Annotated in this window: 11 protein-coding genes; 6 read left to right on the top strand and 5 right to left on the bottom strand. The window is 54.3% G+C overall.

Translation table 11 applies throughout. The annotated features are described in order from the left end of the window. Window positions 1-10: 10 nt before the first annotated feature. Both BSZ31_RS10180 and BSZ31_RS10175 read left to right on the top strand, forming a co-directional pair. Window positions 11-2575 (top strand): circularly permuted type 2 ATP-grasp protein, encoded by a 2565-nt coding sequence (locus tag BSZ31_RS10180; RefSeq protein WP_168426932.1) that lies wholly within the window; start codon window positions 11-13, stop codon window positions 2573-2575. A gap of 28 nt (window positions 2576-2603) precedes the next feature. Then, the gene (locus BSZ31_RS10175; protein ID WP_168426931.1) at window positions 2604-3497 is read left to right on the top strand and encodes a transglutaminase family protein; all 894 of its coding nucleotides are present in this window, start codon (window positions 2604-2606) and stop codon (window positions 3495-3497) included. A 1049-nt stretch (window positions 3498-4546) separates the two neighbouring features. Here BSZ31_RS10175 and lysS read toward each other — a convergent pair. The 4 genes from lysS to BSZ31_RS10150 form a co-directional block, all read right to left on the bottom strand. Further along, window positions 4547-6079 (bottom strand): lysine--tRNA ligase, encoded by a 1533-nt coding sequence (gene lysS, locus BSZ31_RS10165; RefSeq protein ID WP_105028660.1) that lies wholly within the window; start codon window positions 6077-6079, stop codon window positions 4547-4549. A gap of 3 nt (window positions 6080-6082) precedes the next feature. Then, a protein-coding gene (prfB, locus tag BSZ31_RS10160) for a peptide chain release factor 2 (protein WP_105028659.1) occupies window positions 6083-7187 on the bottom strand; the annotation gives its coding sequence in 2 pieces (ribosomal slippage) (window positions 6083-7105 and window positions 7107-7187; 1104 coding nt in all). Between the two features lie 52 nt (window positions 7188-7239). Next, entirely contained in the window at window positions 7240-8982 is a 1743-nt protein-coding gene (recJ, locus tag BSZ31_RS10155) for a single-stranded-DNA-specific exonuclease RecJ (protein WP_105028658.1), read from the bottom strand. Continuing rightward, window positions 8982-10187 carry a hypothetical protein gene (locus tag BSZ31_RS10150; RefSeq protein ID WP_146106662.1) on the bottom strand — a complete coding sequence of 402 codons (1206 nt, stop codon included), beginning with the start codon at window positions 10185-10187 and terminating at the stop codon, window positions 8982-8984. Before BSZ31_RS10150 ends, recJ begins: the two co-directional genes overlap by 1 nt. A 73-nt stretch (window positions 10188-10260) precedes the next feature. On the opposite strand from BSZ31_RS10150, the gene BSZ31_RS10145 reads away from it, so the two are divergent. Both BSZ31_RS10145 and BSZ31_RS10140 read left to right on the top strand, forming a co-directional pair. Next, window positions 10261-11514, top strand: a complete 1254-nt coding sequence (locus BSZ31_RS10145) for a lipoprotein-releasing ABC transporter permease subunit (protein ID WP_105029829.1) — start codon at window positions 10261-10263, stop codon at window positions 11512-11514. Beyond that, window positions 11507-12196: an ABC transporter ATP-binding protein gene (locus tag BSZ31_RS10140; RefSeq protein ID WP_105028656.1), complete on the top strand. Its 690-nt coding sequence runs from the start codon at window positions 11507-11509 to the stop codon at window positions 12194-12196. The genes BSZ31_RS10145 and BSZ31_RS10140 overlap by 8 nt, the downstream gene beginning before the upstream one ends. Before the next feature lie 9 nt (window positions 12197-12205). On the opposite strand, the gene BSZ31_RS10135 is transcribed toward BSZ31_RS10140, so the two are convergent. Further along, window positions 12206-12763 carry a DUF2062 domain-containing protein gene (locus tag BSZ31_RS10135; RefSeq protein WP_168426930.1) on the bottom strand — a complete coding sequence of 186 codons (558 nt, stop codon included), beginning with the start codon at window positions 12761-12763 and terminating at the stop codon, window positions 12206-12208. A 15-nt stretch (window positions 12764-12778) separates the two neighbouring features. Here BSZ31_RS10135 and BSZ31_RS10130 point away from each other — a divergent pair, with 15 nt between their 5' ends. Together BSZ31_RS10130 and BSZ31_RS10125 are read left to right on the top strand one after the other, a co-directional pair. Then, complete coding sequence (locus tag BSZ31_RS10130; protein ID WP_105028655.1) at window positions 12779-13564, top strand: TatD family hydrolase; 786 nt, start codon at window positions 12779-12781, stop codon at window positions 13562-13564. A 90-nt stretch (window positions 13565-13654) separates the two neighbouring features. Further along, window positions 13655-16090 carry a DNA internalization-related competence protein ComEC/Rec2 gene (locus tag BSZ31_RS10125; RefSeq protein WP_105028654.1) on the top strand — a complete coding sequence of 812 codons (2436 nt, stop codon included), beginning with the start codon at window positions 13655-13657 and terminating at the stop codon, window positions 16088-16090. The last annotated feature ends 15 nt before the right edge of the window (window positions 16091-16105 follow it).

Genomic DNA, 16105 nt, shown 5'->3' with positions numbered 1-16105 from the left:
AGTGACCGCTTTGAGCGCGAACCCGAACACCACCCTAGCAAATGTCGAGGTGCCCTGGCAGCAGAGCATCCTTCAAGGCACCAGCGCGTACTACAGCGAGCTGGCGGTCAAAGGTGTTCTGCGCCCAGCATGGGCAGATTTCGTCAGCCGATTGCCCACCACCGGGCTTAGCGATCACCTGGACAGCAAGCTCAATGCCCTGGCCAAGCAAATTCGCGACAACGGCATTACCTACAATGTGTACGCCGACCACGCACAGGGCACCTCGCGCCCTTGGTCGCTCGACTTGCTGCCTTTCATCATTGACCAGGCTGATTGGGCGGTGCTGCAAACCGGGATTGCCCAACGTGCGCGCCTGTTGAATGCGATGATGGCCGACGTGTATGGCAAGCGCGAATTACTTTCCAAAGGTCTGCTCCCTGCAGATCTGGTCTTTGGGCATTCAGGCTACTTGCCGCAAATGCAAGGCACGGAACCACCTAACAAGGTGTGGCTGCACATGGTGGCGTTCGATCTCGGCCGCAGCCCGGATGGCAAATGGTGGGTGATCACCCATCGCATGCAGGCCCCTTCCGGGCTTGGGTATGCACTTGAGAACCGTCTGAGTATTTCGCGCAGTTTTACACGCGGCTTTCGAGAAATGCACATTCAGCATTTGGCCGGTTTTTACCGCGACTACATCGATGGTATCCGCAGGCTTTCGCCCAAGGGTGAAAATGCACGCATTGCCCTGCTGACCCCTGGCCCGTACAACGAAACTTATTTTGAGCATACCTACCTGGCGCGTTATCTGGGTATTTCGCTGGTTGAAGGCAGCGACCTGACCGTGCGCAACAACAATGTGTTTCTAAAAACCGTGAATGGACTTGAGCCCATCGATGGATTGATTCGCAGAACGGATGACCAATGGCTCGACCCGCTTGAGCTGCGCGAGGATTCCCAACTGGGCGTGCCCGGCCTCTTGCAGGCTATTCGCACCGGTGGTGTTGTCATGGCCAATATGCCCGGCGCAGGCTGGTTGGAAAGCCCGGCCATACACGGCTTTATGCCGGGGCTAGGCCAACACTACCTTCAAGAAGATTTGCTGTTGCCCAGCGTGCCCAGCTGGTGGTGCGGCGAATCACCTGCATGGGCGCAGGCCAGCGAACGGCTGAACAACCTGGTGATTAAATCCACTGGACCAAACCGCCGAGGACGCACCATGGAATCCATCATGGGCTCGGAGCTGGATGAAATAGAACAGCGGGCCTGGTTATCCAAAATCAGTCAGCGACCCTCGCAATACACCCTTCAGGAATTGATACCGCTTTCGCGCGTACCGATCTGGACCGGTGCTGGCGGTATTGAAGAACGCGCCATGATGCTGCGCCTGTTTGCCGTGACCGATGGACAGGGCAACTACACCGTGATGCCGGGTGGGCTGACCCGCGTGGCCGGTGACCAACACGGCATTGTGAGCATGCAAAAAGGCGGCACCAGCCTGGACACTTGGGTGCGCAGCGGCGAACCTGTCGAACGCACCACCAACCTGAAAGAAAAACTGCAAGCCAAAGATTTGCAGGCGTTGCGCAGGCCAGTGTCCAGTCGGGCTGCGGAGCATTTGTTTTGGCTTGGGCGTTACACCGAGCGGGCCAGTTTTTCATTGCGCCTGTTAATGCGCGCGCAATTGTTGCTGAACGAAGAAGAATACCTGGACACCACGACCTTGGGTTTGTTGCATGAATTGTGCGGCAAACAAGGATTGAGTACCGAGTTTGACCCGGCTGAACCTCTGAACCAGGATGAACTTGAGGCCAATATTCTTGAACGGCTCTGGTACAAAACCGGAATCGATGCGCCACCTGCCGTTGGGCTTGCGGGACAATTGAACGGTCTTGCCAATGTTGCTGGGCAATTGAGGGAGCGCTTGAGCAGCGGCCATTGGCGATTGCTGAACGATTGCGCCAAAGTGCTGATCGAGCCGGACTGGGTACGTTTTCAACGCAGCTTGCCCACCGCTTCGCTGGAGCAGGTTCAGTTGTATTTGCTGGCCATGCACGGCGAGCAAAGTGACCACATGACTCGCGACAACGGTTGGCGCTTTTTGCAACTGGGCCGTCAACTTGAACGTTTGTGCGGTGCCTGCGATTGTTTGCTGTCACTGACCAGCATGCCTGGGCGCGCGGGCGAACACGGCCTGGCTTTGGCCATCGCCTTGGCCGACAGCACCATCACCTACAGGTCGCGCTATCAACACCGCTTTGAATGGTTGCCCACACTCGACTTATTGATCTTTGACGAAGATGCGCCCTATGCCATTCGCCGAATTCTGTATAAGCTGGACATTGTGATTGACCGCTTGCCCGGCGACACCAGCCAGATTCGACAACTGTTCAATAGCGTGTACCGCAATGGCGACATGCCGGACGGCCTGAGCCTGGAGGGACTGCAACCGCCCTTCCCGGCCGATACCGGGCGCAAATTGCGCGTTTGGCTGCAAGAATTACTCGACACGGCCTACAAAGTTTCAGACCTTGTGGGTGCCCAATATTTCAGACTGGCAGAGTTGCCCGACCAGGTCATTCAGGGAAGATAAATCAATGCCCTTCTCGGAAAGAAGAAAGGTGACCCATGTTACCGACTACGACTATCAACAACCTGCGGAATGCTCGCAGCAAATTTGTATTTTGCAGCCGCAAGAAGGCGAAGGCATGGAAGCCGGGCCTTTGCGCAAGGGTCAAAAGCTGATTTCGCACACGCTGAAAATTCGCCCCAACCCGTCGACCGTACAAAGCAACACCGATGCATTCGGCAATGTCGTTCATCACTTCGAGATGAATTACCCACACGATCACCTCGAAGTGCACAGCGAAAGCGAAGTCGAGGTGAGCAGCTTTTTACACACAGGGCCAATTGACGATTTGATCAGTCCAAGCTGGAATGAGTTGGTGGACCAGCTGCGCTACCAAGCTGGCCAGGCAATTTCTGACGATTACCAGTTCAGGTTTGAATCCAAGCATGTGCCTTTGCTCGATTCGCTGCGCGATTATGGCAGTCTCGATTTCTGGCCCGGGCGCCAGGTGGTGCACGCCGGGCAGGCCTTGATGCAGCGTATTTTTCGGGAATTCAGCTACCAGAGTGGTTCCACCACCATCCAGACCACGGTTGAGGAGGTCATGCAAAGCCGCGAGGGCGTTTGCCAGGACTTCGCGCATGTCATGTTGGGCGTGCTTCGCTCGCTGGGGCTTTCAGCCCGCTATGTAAGCGGCTACATGCTGACCGAACCACCGCCAGGGCAACCCAAGCTGTTGGGTGCTGATGCCAGCCACGCCTGGGTTTCACTGTGGTGTGGTCCTGATGTAGGGTGGGTAGACTTCGATCCGACCAACAACCAGTTGCCGGATACCCGGTATGTGACTGTGGCAGTTGGGCGAGACTACGCGGATGTGCCGCCGATGCGGGGTGTGGTGCATGGTGGCGGGGAACATACCTTGAAGGTGGCGGTGACGGTTTTTTAGACATCGCCAGCTTCTTGATTGCCTCTGCGCCTGTTGCTTCATCCCGTCGGTTTCTTGATGGCCTCTGCGCTTGTTGCTTCATCCCGCCTTGGCGGGCTTGAATCCCTTCTTGATTGCTGACTCGGTTCATGCGAAACGCAAAAGCGTGTTCGCATCGATTGCTAGCGCAATCGCCCCTCGCTGTGCATCAAGCGGGCAGCCCACCTGAAATCGGCGAGATGAAGCGACATGCGCAGAGACTTAAAAAAGTCTGTGATAATCCTTTCAAGACGGAATATCCTTGGATGACTGCTTAAACACCTTCGACTGTCCAGACTTATCGACTTCGAAGCTGTATTCACCTTCTGTCATATTGATTCGATATGAGAAGCGGCCACGCACCCCGACTTCGTTTGTACTCAGCTCATAGAAACATTCATCTGAACTGGCGCAACCTTCCTGAAAGAGAAAGCGGCTAGTCCGTTCATCGATCCAGTCAGACCTGATTTCGTGATCAGCCGTCTTGATTAAGATTGGTCTCTGATCAGTGTCGCAAAAATTCTCGATGATTAGCACTTCATGAGATTTGAATGTCAACTCGCATGTTGTTCTCGAATGCATAAACAGTTGAGTTGATAGTCGTTGATCAAACGCGGAACATGCAGAAACAATCGGAAGGGAAGCAACGAACACAAAAAAGGCTGAACGACGCATAGTGAGCCGGGAAATATTCTGGATGCTCAGTGTAATGGCATGACCACAGTAAGCAAATTAAATGCTCAGTTGTGTGTCACCAGACAAAGGTTCGCTGCATGTGTCGCGCCGTTCCGCCGATTTCAGGTGGGCTTCCGGCTTGATGGGCAGCGAGGGGCGATTGCGCAAGCAATCGATGCGAACACGCTTTTGCGTTTCGCATGAACCGAGCCAGCAATCAAGAAGGGATGAAAGCCCGCCAAGGCGGGATGGTGGGATACGTGCGGTGAGCTTACACGTTGGGAGAACTAACACATGCGTCGAATACAAACCGCGCACGGTGCTGTAAACACGCATGCACGGTGAGTCAAACTTGATTAATCTTCGCGCCTTAGATGCGGAAACAAAATCACATCGCGAATATTGGGGCTATCGGTAATCAGCATCATCAAACGGTCGATACCAATGCCGCAACCACCAGTGGGTGGCATGCCATATTCAAGCGCACGAATGAAGTCAGCATCAAAGAACATGGCTTCATCATCGCCCGCTTCTTTGGCCTCAACCTGCTTTTTGAACCGGTCGGCTTGGTCTTCTGGATCGTTCAACTCAGAAAAACCGTTGGCAATTTCACGGCCAGTGATGAACAATTCAAACCGTTCGGTAATTTGTGAATTGGCATCCGAGGCACGCGCCAAGGGCGACACTTCAACCGGGTAGTCCACGATGAAGGTGGGTTCCCACAACAGGCTTTCAGACGTTTCTTCAAACAAGGCCAACTGCAATGCACCGATGCCCGCGTTTTTCAGCGCAGGCTCTTTGTCCACATGCACACCCTTCTTGGCCAAGGCCTTTTTCAGGTAGTCAATGTTCTGCAAGTCTTCCGTACTATATTCCGGGAAGTATTTCTGAATCGCCTCAACAATCGTCAGGCGTGCAAACGGCTTGGACAAGTCCAGTTCGCGGCCTTGGTAAGTCAACCTCGCACTGCCGGTCGCAGTGGTGGCGGCGTGTTGAATCACCTGCTCGGTGAAGTCCATCAAGTCGCGGTAGTTCCAGTACGCCGCATAGAATTCCATCATCGTGAATTCAGGGTTGTGGCGTGGGCTGACACCCTCATTGCGGAAATTGCGATTGATCTCGAACACACGCTCGAAACCGCCCACAATCAGGCGCTTCAAATACAGTTCGGGCGCAATGCGCAAGTACATTTCCATGTCCAGTGCATTGTGGTGGGTAATGAAAGGCTTGGCCGATGCGCCACCAGGAATGGGGTGCAACATGGGCGTTTCCACTTCCAGAAAACCGTGGTCGGCCATGAAATTGCGAACCGATGACATGGCTCTTGAGCGCGCAACAAAGGTGTCGCGTGTTTGCTCGGACACGATCAAATCCACGTAGCGCTGACGGTACTTGATTTCCTGATCAGCCAAGCCGTGGAATTTGTCAGGCAAAGGGCGCAGGCTTTTGGCCAACAAGTGGATTTCCGTGCAATGCACGCTCAACTCACCTTTGTTGGTTTTGAACAGCTTGCCTTTGGCAGCAATGATGTCGCCCAAATCCCAGTGCTTGAATTCGCCGTGAACGTCTTCGCCCACGCCTTCGTTGTTGATGTAAAACTGAATGCGGCCAGTGCCGTCTTGCACTGTTGCAAAACTGGCCTTGCCCATCACGCGCTTTAACATCATGCGACCAGACACAGATACTTCAATGCCCTGCGGATCGAGTGTTTCTTTGTCGAGCAAACCATAGTGGGCATGCAAATCGGCAGCGCGGTGTTCAGGTTTGAAGCTGTTGGGGAAAGGTTGGCCCTTCTCGCGCAGTTTGGCCAGCTTGCCGCGGCGTTCGGCAATAATCTGATTTTCGTCAACTGGCTGTTCGTCACCAGCGGCTTGTATTTTGTCGTTCATGGTTTAGATACCTTGCTTCAAGCTGGCTTCAATGAATGGGTCGAGGTCGCCGTCCAGTACACGCTGGGTGTTGGAAATTTCCACACCGGTGCGCAGGTCTTTGATGCGGCTGTTGTCTAGCACGTAGCTGCGAATTTGATGACCCCAGCCCACATCGGTTTTGGTGTCTTCCAAAGCCTGTTGCTCGGCCATGCGCTTGCGCATCTCGAACTCGTACAATTTGGCTTTCAACATGCCCCAGGCTTCATCGCGGTTGCGGTGCTGGGAACGGTCGTTCTGACACTGCACCACAATGCCGGTAGGAATGTGGGTCAAGCGAACCGCGGAATCGGTTTTGTTAATGTGCTGACCACCTGCTCCGCTGGCGCGGTAGGTGTCGGTGCGAACATCGGCCGGGTTGATCTCGATTTCGAAAGAATCATCCACTTCGGGATACACGAAAAGCGACGCAAAAGAAGTGTGGCGACCGCCGGAGGAATCGAATGGTGATTTTCGAACCAGGCGATGCACACCAGTTTCGGTGCGCAAATAGCCGAAAGCATATTCACCCTCCACTTTGACGGTGGCTGATTTGATACCTGCCACATCGCCGTCGGATTGTTCCATCACCTCAACTTTGAAGCCTTTGCGTTCGCAATAGCGCAGGTACTGACGCAGCAAAATACTCGCCCAGTCTTGGGCTTCGGTGCCGCCCGCACCAGCGGTGATGTCGATAAAACAGTTGGATGGGTCTGCAGGGTTGCTGAACATACGACGGAATTCCAGATCGGCGATGATCTTTTCGTATTCGGCCACATCGCTTTCAATGGCTTCCAGCGTATCAAAGTCGCTTTCGGCTTGCGCCATTTCGACAAGCTCTTGCGCGTCGCTAATGTTGGCTTGCACGGTGTTCATGGTCACCACCACGCCGTCCAGCATCTTTTTTTCTTTGCCCAATTCTTGCGCATGTTTGGGGTCGTTCCAAACGTTGGGGTCTTCCAGTTCGGCGTCAACTACTGTGAGTCGCTCGGCCTTGCGGTCGACGTCAAAGATACCTCCGCAACTGGCCTGCGCGGTCGGCGAGGTCAGTCAGGGCGTTGATGATGGCATTCAGGCGTTCGGCTTCCATGTTTCTCTAACAAATTCAATGTGCGTAACCCGATATTGTAACGCAAGCTGCCCTACAACACGTGTTCCACAATGATTTGCACCGCATCACCGCCTGTGAAGGTGTCCCGTTCAAACCGGTAAGCCAGTTTCACTTTGGCCGGTAGTGCCTCTACGGCGCGCCAGCGCAGGGCCACAAAGGTTTTGCCGTCGCGGCGTAAAGTGAACTTACTGTGTGCGTTTTTCAGCAAACGGTGTTCAAGCACCTCAAACTCATCACAAAACAGGGGTGCCGGGAAGCCTTGCCCCCACACCTGAGTTTCCAGCAAATCGGCTGCGCTGGCTGCAATGTAATCTGCAGGAATTGAACCATCGGTTTCAACCACCTGGGTAAGCACACTGGGGTCGCTTAAATCCAGAATGGCCCTGGCGAATTCAATTTTGAATTGGTCGATTGCGCCTTCTGCAAGTGTTAAGCCAGCTGCCATGGCATGCCCACCAAACTTGGGCATGCTGCCTTCGGGCAGGCGTTTGCTCACCAAATCAAGCACATCGCGCAAGTGCACGCCTTGCACTGAACGGCCACTGCCTTTCCAGAAGCCGTCATCACCCGGTGCCAATGCGATAGTGGGGCGATAAAGGCGTTCTTTGATGCGAGAAGCCAGAATGCCAATGACGCCTTGGTGCCAAGTGCTGTGCGCCACCACAATGCCTGCGGCGGGTTCATCCTGGCTAATGAATTTTTCAATGTCTTCCAGCGCATCGCGTTTCATGTCGGCTTCAATGCGCTTGCGTTCTTCATTCATTTTGCCCAGCTGGGCGGCCAGTGCACTGGCCTCGCCCGCGTCGTCGGCCAGCAGGGTTCGAATGCCAATGGCCATGTCGGCCAGCCGGCCTGCAGCATTTAGGCGGGGGCCCAATGCGAAACCCATGTCGGCTGCGGTGGCTTTGCGCGGGTCGCGGCTGGCTTCATGGAACAAAGCCAGCATACCGGGCTGAGCGCGGCCTGCGCGAATGCGCTGCAAACCATGCGCCACCAAGCGGCGGTTGTTTGCGTCCAGTTTCACCACGTCAGCCACAGTGCCCAGGGCCACCAAATCAAGCAGTGCGTCAATTCGGGGCTGACTGGCGGCATCAAACACGCCACGCTCGCGCAAAACAGCACGGGTGGCCAGCAACACATAAAACATCACGCCCACGCCAGCGATTGATTTGCTTGGAAACTCACAACCGGGCTGGTTGGGGTTCACAATGGCGAGCGCTTGCGGCAATTGGTCGCCAGGCAAATGGTGGTCGGTCACGATTACACCGATACCCAGCTCATTGGCTTCGTTCACACCTTCCACGCTGGCAATGCCGTTGTCCACGGTCACCAGCAAATCAGGTTCAAACTGCTGCGCAGCCAATTGAACGATTTCAGGGCTTAGCCCATAACCGTATTCAAAGCGATTGGGCACCAAAAAATCAATGTGGTATTTGGCAGCTTCTTCATCTGCGCCCAGGCTTTGCAGAAGCATGCGCAAGCCGCGCACGCCCACTGCGGTGGCTGTGGCGCCGTCGCAATCGTAATCGCCCACCACAACAATGCGGGCACCGGCCTCCAGTGCGTCTGCAAGAATTTCTGCGGCTTGGTCAATGCCCTTGAGCTGCGAAGGTGGAATCAAATCAGCGAGCCTGGTTTCAGCTTCCGCTTGAGAATCCACACCCCGCGCTGCCATCAGGCGCGCCATCAAGGGGTGCATGCCCTGGCTGCGAAGCACCGCTTCAACTTGCGGGCGAGGGGTACGAACCCGGTGCTCAACGGTAGTGGTATTCATCACCGCCCCTCCCATTCGGCCTGAATGCTGTCTTGGTCGCGCTGGCCTTGTTGCCACGCAGCTTGCAGGTCTTCCTCAGTGGGCCCCTCCTGCATTTCAGGTTCTCCCAGCACAGCCCAGTCAGGCTTGTTTTGCCAAAACTTGAATCGGTTCATCCAGTTGCTTCTTAAAGTTTTCCAGCCATGGTTGCCCAACAGCACCCAGTTAAAAGCCAAGCCAGCCAAGCGCATGGGTTGCAACACCTCGCTTTCCAGCAGTTTGAACACGCCAATATTGCCGCCCCAACCCTGAAAGTTCACGCAATAAATGTTGTCGGGCTTTGCCCCAGACTCGCTCGCTTCGGTTTGTACCGAGCTCTTTTGCAAAGAACCCAACAACTGGGTCCAGAACACAAATCGGTTCACAGCCTCGTCTGCGCTGTCGGTCATTTTCACCGCATCAAACACGCCACCTTCTGACACCGATTTCACACGCGGCACGGCCACATCAGTTTGCCAGGCCTCACCTCCCCCCCAAAACCACAGCGCATTCAGGGGCTTCAATCCCTTGGCTTCGCGGGCCTTGTTGAATTCGGCGTTGTGCAACTCCACCTGCATATTCAGCCACATGCGCCGCCAGTCGCTGCATTCCTGGTTCATGGGCAGGTAATCGGTCAGGCGAATCCCCTGCACCGACCACGGCGACGCCTGTTCCATGGGCACCGGCGTCGGGTTACTCAATAAACTGTGAAAACCCGCTGGCGTGTTCAGTGCCCAACCGTGTAGTTGCAACAGGGGCAGCACCACTTGCCAGAAGGCGTCGAGGTCAGTTTGGCCGAGCTGCAATACCTCGGGCGGTGTAAAACGCACACCATCGCGTTCAATTTCCAGACAACCCACTGTCCCCCAAAACCGGGTGAAAGGGGTTACAGCCGCGAGGCCACTATCAACCTGCGGCATTTGCAGCATGGCCCAGGCCGGGTACTGGTCGAACTTTGCTTGCGCTTGTGAATCCAAGTAGCGCATCAACCAGGCTTCGATGCGATCCAGCCCATCGGCGTTTTGGTATTTCGGTGCAGCATTTCTGGCCATGGTTTGCAGCAAACCGGCTGGCAAGCCTGTAAAAGACTGGCTCTGGGCATGGGCGGACAGGCGTTGCAGCGCCATTTCGGGCACCAGAATGTTGGGAACGAACACCCACAAAGGCGCATTGCTAGGTTTGGACACGGTTTTATTCACACTACAATGAGAGCGCTTTGAAACTTCAACAGCGCATTTGAACAATTCGGGACAATTTGTGATTAGTTTACCCTTTGATGTTGAAATTGCACTGCGCTATGTGCGCGGTGGCGGTCACAGAAGCCGTGACAAGTTCATTTCCTTTATCTCTGGATTGTCCATGGCCGGCATTGGGCTTGGCGTAGCGGCGCTTATCGTGGTGTTGTCGGTGATGAATGGCTTTCAAAAAGAAGTCCGCGACCGCATGTTGTCGGTGATTGCACACATCGAGGTATTGGCTCCCCAAGAAGGCTTTGAGAACCCAGAAGCGCTGGTGGGTGCAATCAAGGCTGCCAACCCAAAAGTAATCGGCGCCGCTCCCTATGTGGCTGGCGAAAGCATGCTGGCGCATGGAGACCTGCTGCGCCCAGCCATCGTTCGCGGTATTGACCCCGCCCAAGAACAGGAAGTATCTGATTTCAAAGAAGTCATTTCGGGTAGCCTGAGTAACCTGCAAGCTGGCGAATTTCGTGTGGTACTAGGCATCGAGTTGGCCAAACAGATTGGTGTAAGCGTGGGCGACCGCATTACGCTGATTGCCCCTTCAGGCCAAATGACCCCAGCTGGCATGATTCCCCGCTTGAAGGCCTTCGAGATAACAGCCTTGGTGAGCACTGGCCACTATGAATACGACAGTGGCCTGGTGCTGATGAACATTGACGACGCAGCCCGCTTTTACCGCAGCCTTGGCCCAACCGGTATTCGTGTGAAGTTAAACGACATGGATGCAGCCCCGTTTGTGGCCAGAGACATTGAAAGCCAGTTACCACCCAGCGTGTGGGTTCGTGACTGGTCAGTGCAAAACCGCACCTGGTTTGCTGCGGTACAAACCGAAAAACGCATGATGTTCATTATTCTGACCCTGATTATTGCGGTGGCCGCATTTAACCTGGTGTCCATGCTGGTAATGACCGTGAAAGACAAGCGCGGAGAGATCGCCATTCTGCGCACCCTGGGTGCAAGCCCATTTGCCATTCAGCGAATTTTCATGTTGCAAGGCGCACTGGTTGGCTGGATAGGTACCTTTTTGGGCGTAACTGCCGGCTGGTTGCTTGCCATTAATTTGGGCACGATTGTGCCCTCCATTGAACGGGCGCTCAGCGTTGAGTTTTTGCCAAAATCAATCTACTTCATCAGCCAGCTGCCCTCCGACCCTCGCGCAAGCGATGTGGTCACCATTGTGACTGTGGCCCTGGTGCTAAGCGTGCTCAGCACCATTTACCCAAGCTGGCGTGCTTCGCGTGCCGAACCAGCGGAGGCCCTGCGTTATGAGTAATGTTGTTCTGGAAACCAAAAACCTGAGCAAGGCATTCAAGGGAATCACAGCGAATGACCAAGCCACGCAAGTGATCAAAAACCTGAACTTTCAAGTACAGGCTGGCGAAACCGTGGCCATTGTGGGCGCCTCTGGCGCGGGCAAAAGTACCTTGCTGCATGTGCTGGGTGGTCTGGAAAAAGCCGACAGCGGCTCTGTGTTGTGGGCAGGTCAGGCCATCGAGCCATGGTCCGTTCGCAAACTGGGCATTGAACGCAACAAAACCCTGGGCTTTATTTACCAGTTTCACCACTTGCTGCCAGAATTTCATGCGCTGGACAATGTGGCCATGGCCCTTCGAATTGGCGGTGAAAACAAACAGGTAGCCCGTGAAAAAAGTGCGGTGCTGTTGAAGCAGTTCGGGCTTGAGCACCGGCTGAACCACCGCCCTGCGGAATTGTCTGGCGGAGAACGCCAACGCGTGGCGATTGCGCGTGCCATGGTGACCAATCCGAAAGCCATTTTAGCCGACGAGCCCACGGGCAATTTGGACCAGGACACAGCTGACCAAGTGTTTGAAAGCCTGATTCACAGCAAGGCTGCCAACAAATCAGCCTTGATCATCGTGACACATTCCATGGAACTGGCGCGCAAATGCAGCAAGGTGTTGAGGCTTGAAAAAGGTGAGCTCAAAGCAGAGTAAGTTCTGCTTTCAGTGCTCAACAGCAGGCCGACGTTTGCGCCTGCGCACGACTGCAATTCGCACACCAATATTCCAGGCCAAACGCACGCTGAAGTAACCCAATACAGACAAGGTCACCATCAACGCGGGCAAACCAACAGCGAGTGATGGCCCCATGGACAGCATCCAGTCCAGCATGGCGTGGGTGGAGTCACCCCAGGCAGACCAATTCCATTGCGGCAAGGGCTGCATGTTGGCCTCGCCAATTTCCCCCAACAAAAATTGCCCGTAAGCAACTGCAATCAAATACAGCGGCACAATCGTGATTGGGTTGGTGTACAAAGTGGTTGCGAAGGCCACCGGCATATTGACTTTGGCAACCAACACCCAAATGAGAGAACCAAAAATTTGAAATGGCCCAGGAATAAGCCCACAGAACAAACCCGCAGCTACCCCGCCCGCTACGCTTTTCCTGTTCAGTGCCCAAATATTGGGATGCCCCAGGAAGCGCTTGAACGGCCGAGCCCAAGGCAAACGCTCGAAGTGGTCGACAGTGGGAAGGTACTTACGAATTTTTCGACGAAACATGGCAAACTTTAAAGTATGTGGACCGACACGCACCTTCATCTTGATGCTTCTGAATACGACAGCGATCGCGTTGCGGTGGTTCAACGTGCGCGTGAATTGCATGTTACCCGCTTTGTATTGCCCGCCGTAGGCGCTTTCAATTTTGATGAGGTAAAAAGTCTGGCTCATAGCATCCCGGGCGCTGTGTATTGCCTGGGTATACACCCCATGTTTGTGGACAAAGCCAAAGAAGAAGACCTGCTGACTTTAAAACAAAAAATTCAGGCCTCGATCGACGATCCAAAATTCGCGGGTTTGGGAGAGATAGGACTTGATGGCTTTGTACCTGGCTTGAATTGGGACAAACAGGTTCAATTTTTTCATGCGCAACTCAAATTGGCCCGTGATTTCGATGTGCCGGTAGTGATGCATGTTCGCAAAGCGCAAGACCCCGTTTTAAAAGGCCTTCGGATTTACAAACCACGCAGCGGCATTGCCCACGCATTCAACGGCAGCTTTCAGCAAGCGGATCATTTTCTGAACTTGAACATGTGTCTTGGATTTGGTGGTGCGAGCACTTTTACTCGAGCGCTTCAATTGCGCAGATTGGCGGCCGAGCTGCCCGAGAGTGCCATGGTGCTTGAAACTGATGGACCGGACATTGCGCCGGAATGGATTAACAAACAACGCAACGCGCCTGAACACTTACCAAGAATTGCCCAAGCAATCGCAGAACTGCGCGGCTTAAGCCTGCAAGCGCTTTCTGTGCAAACCCAACTGAACGCGCAGCGGGTTTTGCCCGCCCTAGCCCTTCAAGGCTAACCAAAGGCATCACCCGGTCGTGTTCATCATTGGTGAACGTACGCGCATTGGTGCACGCTTGCAAAACTGCGTCCACACCAAATTCAAGTTGTGCCTTCCCTGCCGCTGTTCACCACAGCCTACCTGCTTAGCCTTTTGCTGTTTCACAGCCAAGCCACGCTGCCATGGATTTGGAGCATGGCCTTTGACACTTTCGGCGAAAAAAGCGTCATTTTATTCGCTTGGTCGGCAGTTTTCCTGTTGTTGGGTATTCGGGGCGGAGTCAGTCGGCAAGCCACTGAAAAACTAGGCTGGTTCATTCTGGGTTTTGCAATGGCACAGCTTTGTACGGGCATTCAGGCCGCCGCACATCAACAAGCGCAAGTGCCCCTGGCCTGCAACAAGCAAACCATTCAATCTGAATTTCGGCTTCTTGAAAAAGCGTTTCGCGACAACAACGCACAAACCTGGTTGATCGAACACACGCCGCGAGACCATGCGGTTGCGACCAAATGCCTAGCCACGGGTGCACGCTTGCAAACTTTTGTCGAAACGGTATCTACGTATCGAGCGCTTCAGCCAGGCGAGTATTTTCGGGCAACCGTTCGCATCAAATCGCCCAAGGCGCCTTTGCAACTGGAAGGTTTTGATGTTCATCGCCACTGGTTTGCCAACCGAATTGCGGGCACAGCTCAATTCAAAAGCAAGCTTGAACAACTGCCTGAACAAACCACATTGAACCCGCTGGTCTGGATAGAACGGGCACGCCTACAGATTGCAAGCACGATCGTCACTGCTTTACAAAGCCACCCTGAGCAAGCCTTGGTGCTAGCCATGGTGGTGGGTGATCAAGGCCTGATCAGCCCAGAGGATCGGGAAATGTTCAGCGCCACTGGCATTGCACATTTGGTTGCCATTTCCGGTTTGCACATTACCCTGTTCGCCATGCTTGCAGGCAAACTGTTTGGCGCGCTTTGGCGTCGATCAACCCGGTTGTGCCTTCGCGTACCGGCCCCTTTGGCAGGTAGCGCATTTGGATTGCTGTTTGCAGTGTTGTACGGCTTGGTTGCAGGCTGGGGAGTGCCAGCCCAACGCACGGTATTCATGTTGTTTGCGTTGTTTGTTGGGCAAGTACGTGGTGGCATGCAAAGCAGTTGGGACACCTTTTTTCTCGCCTTGTTTTTAACCCTTGCCTTTGACAACTGGGCTGTGCTGGATGCGGGCTTCATTCTCTCTTTCGGTGCCGTGGCAGTCCTTATTTTCGTGACACAGGGACACTACCACTTCATCAAACCGAAGCATGAATTCATCGCCAACGCAGTGAAAGCCCAATACACGGTGACCATCGGATTGGTACTGCCCTGCGCGCTGCTGTTTAACCAGCAGTCGCTGATCAGCCCCTTGGCCAATGCCCTGTCCATTCCATGGATGAGTTTCGTGAGCACGCCACTGGCTCTGCTCGGTGGGCTTACACAGCAGCCCGTGTTGCTTTGGCTTGCGGGCAACAGTCTTTCGCTGCAACGCGAGTGGCTTGTGTTCTTCAATGAATTGAGTTGGGCCACTTTGCCGATACACAACCAGCCATGGTGGGTCAATGGCTTGGTGGGCTTGGGTTGCTTGATTTTGATTCTGCCGGCGGGGCTGATTCCAAGGTGGACAGGAATCACGCTGATTGCCCTGCTTCTACTTCCACCGCCAAGGCCCGAACACCATGATTTCTGGATGACCTTGATGGACGTCGGTCAAGGTACGGCCATCAGCATTCAAACCCAAAACCATCTGCTGATTTACGATGCAGGCCCTGCGTTCAACGCGCGCGCTGATTCGGCCCGGCGTGTAGTGCTGCCCTGGATGGCAGCGCATGGTTATCGGCGGGCCGACATGTTCATGCTGTCGCATGATGATGCAGACCATTCAGGCGGCGCGCCCCTGCTGCTACAAAAAGCACCGCCCGTACAGTTCGCGTCCTCGATCAACAAACAACACAGCTTAAACCTGCTCGCGCAAACCCTGAAAAGCGACACAGCGCAATGCCACATGCTCAAGCCATGGACCTGGGATGGCGTCACATTCACACCAATCGGGCTTGATACGCCCGCACATTCACACCAAAAATTATTGGCCAAGAACAATCAAAGTTGCGTGTTAAAAGTCAGCAATGCGAATCACAGTGTGCTGCTGACCGGCGACATTGAAGCGATTTCAGAAATGGCATTGCTAACCCAACACGGTGCAAATGCCTTGAAATCACGTGTTCTGATTGTGCCGCATCATGGCTCCAAAACCTCGTCCACCATGCCCTTTCTTCAAGCCGTGCGGCCTGAATATGCACTGATACAAGCAGGCTGGGAGAACCAGTTTGGTCACCCGCACAAGGCCGTGATTGAACGATACGAAGCCATGGGCGTCCAATGGTCGAATACCGCCCAAAATGGTGCAGTGAAATGGAGGTTTAAGCACCTGGACTTCCAACCCGAAGTGGACAATGCACACGCGCTACGTCAGCGTTACTGGCACATGCACGAAAGCGGTGCAAAAGGTCGTTAAGACTGTTAACTTTAT

It is taken from the genome of Limnobacter sp. SAORIC-690, from assembly GCF_002954425.1.
Taxonomy (GTDB): Bacteria; Pseudomonadota; Gammaproteobacteria; order Burkholderiales; family Burkholderiaceae_B; genus Limnobacter; species Limnobacter profundi.
The sequence above is the reverse complement of the archived record's forward strand: the minus strand, read 5'-3'. Positions and strand labels throughout refer to the sequence as shown.